Here is a 6,121-nt window from a genome sequence, read left to right as displayed (position 1 = left end):
GCTTCTTCGCCTGATCCACCAACGTGGTCTTCATGTCGAAGCGGTCGATGGCAGGCTTGAGCGCCCGCTCGACATCGTCCTTCGTCGTGCCCTCAGCCGCGGTAAAGGCGATGCGCATGAAGAAGCGATTGGTCTGCCTGTCCCAGAACTGGTTGCTCTCGGCGATGTTGGCGCCGGTGCCGGCGAGCTCGGTTGTCACCGAGGCGACGATACCGGGCTTGTCTTCGCAGGAGAGGGTAAGCACGAAACGATGCGCATGCTCAGCCGCTTTCGATGCGGTTGAATAGTTCAGGGGCTGATGATCCATAGGTTAAACTCCAGGAAGCTCTTTCAGAAAACGGTCCAGTTCGTCACGCGGAATTCCAACCACATGTTCGGGCCCCGGATAGTTTTTCGCGTGCACATCTGCGACAAACTCGGAAAAGGCTGCGACTCTCTCCTGCTGCAAGCGGTCATACTCAGCAGTAAAATTGCGATAGACCTTGGCATGCCGCGGATAATGGCCGCGATTTGAACCGAGCACATCCTGTGCGAACAGATATTGCGCGTCGCAACCCGTGCCCGCGCCCATCGAGATCATGAACATCGGCGTACGCTCCGAGATCGCAGCTGCAACATCGACAGGAACCACCTCAATTTCCGCAGCAAAGGCGCCGGCTTCCTCCAGTGCCTTGGTCTGCCGCCAGATTTCCAGTGCGCTCTGTGCAGTCTTCCCGACAGCCTTGAAGCCGCCGGTCCATGTCGCCCTTGACGGAATGAGCCCGACGTGACCGCAGACCGGAATACCCTCGTCACGCATCCGGCGAACGGTCGCGAGACTGGCGGCGCAATAGACCGCGTCGCCACCGGCCCGCAGTGCCTTGAAAGCGGCGCGCAGATAGTCCTCGGCGGTGATGTACTCGCCATAGTCAAGCCCGGGGAATGTGAAGGCCGAAGGAGCTGCGTCACGAAACTCCGGCGTTAGCAATGACGGTGGCACTGAAAGCAGGTCGACGCGCGCCCGTTCGGCGGCTTCCGCTTCTTGAAGGCTTTCCACGCGCAGCATCGTCAACTGACGCCGGCCCTTCAACGCGAGTATATCTGCCACGGTGGGTCGTTTGCTCGTCATGTTCTATCCTGTCTATGCCGCAAGCAGCGATTTGAGTTTGACGTCTGATGCCGCCAGCTTTATGGGATCCGGCCTGGCCGTGCGGGCAATAAGCATCTCCGCAAGCCTTATGTCCTTCGCCACGGCGTTGCCTGGTCCGATGCCGCTTGCGGCAACAAGCCTGCCGTCGTCAGCAAGGTGGAAGAGGATGAAGGCGCCGTCGCCAAGATCACGGCGTATCGTCTGGTTGCCTTCATCGGCGAGGCCCGCGACCTGCAGGCCGAGATCATATTGATCCGACCAGAACCACGGGACGGCCTGGTGCGGCTCGAGCGAACCGATCATGTTGCGTGCGGCAAGGGCTCCCTGTTCCTGCGCATTGCGCCAGGCTTCGAGCCGTACACGCCGTCCGCCATAGATCGCCAGCGGGAATATGCAGCAGTCGCCGGCTGCGAAAATATCCGGGTCGTTGGTCTGCAGCCAGTCATTGACGACAATGCCATTGCCGGTTTCGAGACCGGCCGCTTCCGCCAGCGCCGTGACCGGTGTGGCCCCGATGCCGATCACAGCGAGATCAGCCGCAACTACATCACCGTTTGAAAGTGTGATAGACACATTGTCCGCATTGTCGGCAATCGAGACGATCCCGGTGTTGCAGCGGATGGCGACGCCCTCGTTCCGGTGGCGCGTGTCGATAACCTGAGCGATTTCCTCTGGGACGCCTCGCATCATGATACGGGGTTGCGCCTCGATGATCGTCACTTTGGCGCCACGCTTGCGGGCGCTTGCAGCAAGCTCAAGCCCGATGAAGCCTCCTCCAACAATAATGATCTGCGCGTCGCGTTGGAACCGCGCACGGATGGCAAGTGCATCCTCGAAGCTGCGCAGCGTGACGCAATGCTTGCTACCCGCCGCTAAGGGCAGGGCGCGCGGGACAGCTCCCGTCGCGAGCAAGAGCCGGTCGTAATCTATCTGGCGGCCATCTTCAAGCGCGACGCTCTTCACGGAGCGATTTATTGCTGAAACAGTGGATTTCCCAATAAAATCAATACACTTTTCGCTGAACTGATCTTCACCCGCGATCGTTCTCGGCAGTGGATGATCCTCTGAGACCATGGATTCTTTTGACAAAGGTGGGCGCTCGTAGGGCAGGTGCTTCTCGGTCCCGATCAGGGTCACCGGTCCCTCATAGCCGTTCTCCCTCAAGGCGAACGCGGCACGTGCGCCGCATTCCCCGGCGCCGATGATGACCATACCTTTTGCCATGGTGATCAACCGAGCTGGATGAGGACTTTGCCGGCCTCAACCTTGACTGGGTAAGTCCTCAGGTTGACACAGACTGGTGCGCCCTTGGCTTCACCGGTCTTGTAATTGAAGCGGCCATTGTGCTTGGGGCATTCGATGATTTCATCCATCACCAGGCCGTCGGCCAGATGGATATGTTCGTGAGTGCACAGGCCGTCCGTGGCGAAGTACTCGTCGTCGGGACTGCGATAGATAGCAAAAGTGCGTCCGGCGTGGTCAAATCGCATGACATCTTCTTCGTCGATGTCGTCGGATGTGCATGCCTCGATCCAGTTGCTCATGTTCATTCCTCCCTGATGTTCTTGATTGTTATTCAGCAGCAGCTGCCACTGGTTCGCTGTGGAGTTCCTCACGATATGGTTTGGCCGTTGGCGGCAATTCACGCTTGAGGAAATAGTCCTCGTTTCGCAGCTGGCGCAGGAAGGCCGGTATCATTTCGCGATAAGCGTGAAGGATCGACGGGTTGGCCGCCGGCAGATCGTGCCTGATCATCGCATGCAGCTGCGGCAGCGCGTGGTATGGCACCATCGGAAACATATGATGCTCGACGTGATAGTTCATGTTCCAGTAGATGAACCGGCTGATCGGGTTCATGAGAACGGTACGGCTGTTGAGCCGATGGTCGATGACGTTGTCGGCAAGCCCGCCATGTTGCAAAAGCCCGGTGAGGACGTGGTGCCATGCACCGTAAAGCCGTGGCAGTCCGACCAGTACCAGCGGCAGGATCGATCCCATATAGATCGACAGGGCAATGGTAACCGCATAAATGGCGGTCCAGATGCGGGCAATCTGCACGACCCTTGGCTGTTCCTGTTCGGGGATGAAGGTCTTTTCCTCGGCGCTGACGATGCCGAGCATATTGCGGACGAGGTCGCGCATGGCATGCCACACGTCGAGAATCCCGAAAAAATTCAGTACGAGGCGCAGGAGATCGGGCGGACGCATCACGGCGATTTCTGGATCCCGGCCGACGATGACCGTATCGGTGTGGTGGCGGGTATGGCTCCAGCGCCACGTGACGGGATTGCGCATGATCATGAAGCTGGCGATCTCATAGACCACATCATTCATCCAGCGGGTCTTGAACGCCGTGCCGTGACCGCATTCATGCCAGCGGCTATCCGAAGCGGAGCCGTAGAGAACGCCGTAGGCAAGCAAGAACGGCACGCACAGCCAGGTCCCCCAGAAATAGACACCGAGACCGGCGAAGACGACCATGCTTCCGAGCCAGATCGCCGTGTCGCGAAGCGCCGGGCCATCGGAGCGCTTCATCAGCTCTTTCATCTGCTTGCGCGGAATATCCGTGTGGTACCACTCCGCTGCGGCAAGGCCGGACTCGACGGCCAACTGGGAATCGCGGCCGACAAGGCTGTAATCCCGTCTGGTTGGTACGGCGAGCGCTGCTGTGTTCATTGCGAGACCTCCCTGATCATGCAACGGAATGGTTTTTACCTTCCGGCTGAGTGGCGGGGATATTACGCTTGCGCACAACTCGCCTCAATCAAGGATGACAATATTCTATCATTTTCAATCAATGGTTGGTAGAATTGAATGATAGATTCTATCATGGAGCATATAAAGTGGCGAACAGGCCGACAATTGCTGATCTGGCGCGTGAGTCCGGGGTCAGCGTCGCGACGGTCGATCGGGTTTTGAACAACCGGCTACCGGTCCGGGAGGAGACGGCGCGACGGGTCTATGAGGCAGCCAACAGCATTGGCTACCATGCCGCAGGTTTGATCCGCCAGCGTATGCGGCAGGAATTGCCGGAGTACAGGCTCGGATTTCTGCTGCAAAAGCCCGGTCACCACTTCTATCGGGAATTCGCGCGGGAGATCGAAAGCGCCGTCGCCCAAGCGCCGCATTTTCGCGGCGTCTCGGTCATCGATTTCTGTGCGTCGCAGGCGCCGGACCACATCGTGGCCAAGCTGAAATCGCTGGCGGGGCGCTGCCGCTCCATCGGTGTCGTGGCTCCCGACCACCCTTCGATCAGTGCAGCGGTCGATGAACTGAAGGCGAAAGACATCCCGGTTTTCTCGGTACTGTCGGATTTCGCGGCCGGGGTTCGCGAAGGCTATGTCGGTGTGAACAACCGCAAGGTGGGGCGCACAGCAGCCTGGATGATCACAAAAGCTGCCAAAAAGCCCGGAAAAGTCGCAATTTTCGTAGGAAGCCACCGGTTTCACGGGCATGAACTGCGCGAAATCGGGTTCCGCGCCTTCTTCCGCGAACAGGCGCCGGAATTCACCGTCCTCGACACGATGGTCAATCTGGAGACGCGGCAGATCACCCACGAGGCTATGCTGGAACTTCTCCGCCGCCATCCGGATCTCGCCGGATGCTATGTGGCGGGCGGTGGCATGGAAGGGGCAATTGCCGCCTTGCGTGAAAGCCGGATGGAGTCGCCGCCGGTGACGGTCGTCAACGAAATCACGCCGGAATCGCGAGCGGCTCTCGCCGACAATATCGTCACCATGGCAATTGCAACGCCTCTGCCGCGCCTGTGCCGGGAACTGGTGGAGCTGATGGGCCACGCCATCGAACGCGGTGCCGCCAATGCGCCGGGGCAAACTTTTCTACCGTTTGACATCTATCTGCCGGAGAACATCTAGCGGCTATTTGCACGCGGCTACACCAAAAATTGCCCGCGTCGATTGAGAATCTTGTGCGAGAATCGATGATTCTCGTGCCATTTTCCGGTATTGTCGTGCGCAATCCGGATGTTCTTGTGTGAAAATCATCTGGGATCGGGCAAACCATGTTATTTTTTCAGCGCCCATCAGAATCTATCAGAAATGATAGTTTTTCGATCAGAACGGTGATTGACTGAATGACCGCCTCAACAGATGTTTGCGCCTGACATTTGCGGCCCGGTGTAACCGCCGGCAGCAAACCCACACAGCCACGAGCCGGGAGGTATTTGGATGACCAACACAGTTTCTCACCCCGTTTTTGCGATCAACCACATGGTTGCGCCGAGCCTCTCACCGCGCGACTTCTTCCGGCTGGCGAAGTCGCTTGGCCTCAGCGACGTCGAGATCCGCAACGACCTTGACGGCAATGCGATTATCGACGGAACGTCCGCAGCGGAAGTCCGGGCACGCGCCGAGGAGGCGGGCGTTCGCATCGCCACGATCAACGCGCTGCAGCGCTTCAATGAATGGACGCCGGAGCGCGAGAAGGAAGCGATCGAGCTTGCCGATTATGCGAGGGATGTCGGCGCTATGGCGCTGGTGCTGGTTCCCGTCAATGATGGCACGGGTCAGAAGGACGGCGAGCGCCAGGCCAACCTGCGCACCGCGCTAAAGGCGCTCAAGCCCATCCTCGAAACACGCGGACTCATCGGCTTTGTCGAACCGCTCGGCTTCGAGATCTGTTCACTGCGTTCGAAACGCGAGGCGGCAGAAGCTATCGAGGCGATTGGCGGGCAGGGCCGGTTCAAACTCGTGCATGACACGTTCCATCACCATCTTGCAGGTGAGGCGGACCTCTTTCCGGCGCTGACCGGTCTTGTTCATATTTCTGGCGTGAGCGACCCTGAGGTTCTGGTCAGTGAGATGCGCGACCCGCACCGCGTCCTGGTGGACGAGGATGACCGGCTCGGCAATATCGTGCAGATGCAGGCCTTACTTGACGAGGGCTATACGGGCCTGTTCTCGTTTGAACCTTTCGCGCAAGAAGTGCAGGAACTGGAAAATCCATCGGAAGCGATTTCAGCCAGCATGGATA

7 protein-coding genes are annotated in these 6,121 nt (G+C 58.8%); 2 read left to right on the top strand and 5 right to left on the bottom strand.

Features of this window, described 5'->3' with window-relative positions; genetic code table 11:
- From AAAC48_RS17540 to AAAC48_RS17520, 5 genes are all read right to left on the bottom strand, one after another.
- Nucleotides 1–307 (bottom strand): ACT domain-containing protein (locus AAAC48_RS17540; protein WP_340655415.1); only part of this gene is annotated, 307 nt, incomplete at its 3' end.
- Nucleotides 308–310: 3 nt separating this feature from the next.
- Nucleotides 311–1,108 carry a 3-methyl-2-oxobutanoate hydroxymethyltransferase gene (locus AAAC48_RS17535; protein WP_340655414.1) on the bottom strand — a complete coding sequence of 266 codons (798 nt, stop codon included), beginning with the start codon at nt 1,106–1,108 and terminating at the stop codon, nt 311–313.
- A 12-nt stretch (nt 1,109–1,120) separates the two neighbouring features.
- Nucleotides 1,121–2,353, bottom strand: a complete 1,233-nt coding sequence (locus AAAC48_RS17530) for an FAD-dependent oxidoreductase (protein WP_340655413.1) — start codon at nt 2,351–2,353, stop codon at nt 1,121–1,123.
- 5 nt (nt 2,354–2,358) lie between these two features.
- Nucleotides 2,359–2,673, bottom strand: coding sequence for a MocE family 2Fe-2S type ferredoxin (locus tag AAAC48_RS17525; RefSeq protein WP_340655412.1), 315 nt, complete (start codon nt 2,671–2,673; stop codon nt 2,359–2,361).
- A 28-nt stretch (nt 2,674–2,701) separates the two neighbouring features.
- A complete protein-coding gene (locus AAAC48_RS17520; RefSeq protein WP_340655411.1) occupies nt 2,702–3,805 on the bottom strand; it encodes a fatty acid desaturase family protein in 1,104 nt (367 codons plus the stop codon).
- Between the two features lie 167 nt (nt 3,806–3,972).
- On the opposite strand from AAAC48_RS17520, the gene AAAC48_RS17515 reads away from it, so the two are divergent.
- Together AAAC48_RS17515 and AAAC48_RS17510 are read left to right on the top strand one after the other, a co-directional pair.
- The gene (locus AAAC48_RS17515) at nt 3,973–5,004 is read left to right on the top strand and encodes a LacI family DNA-binding transcriptional regulator (protein ID WP_340655410.1); all 1,032 of its coding nucleotides are present in this window, start codon (nt 3,973–3,975) and stop codon (nt 5,002–5,004) included.
- A 312-nt stretch (nt 5,005–5,316) separates the two neighbouring features.
- Nucleotides 5,317–6,121: TIM barrel protein (locus tag AAAC48_RS17510; RefSeq protein WP_340655409.1), on the top strand; the 805-nt coding region annotated here is incomplete at its 3' end.

Source organism: Phyllobacterium sp. (assembly GCF_037994405.1).
GTDB lineage: Bacteria > Pseudomonadota > Alphaproteobacteria > Rhizobiales > Rhizobiaceae > Phyllobacterium.
Note: the sequence above shows the minus strand (reverse complement) of the source record. Positions and strands in the feature narration are given on the sequence as shown.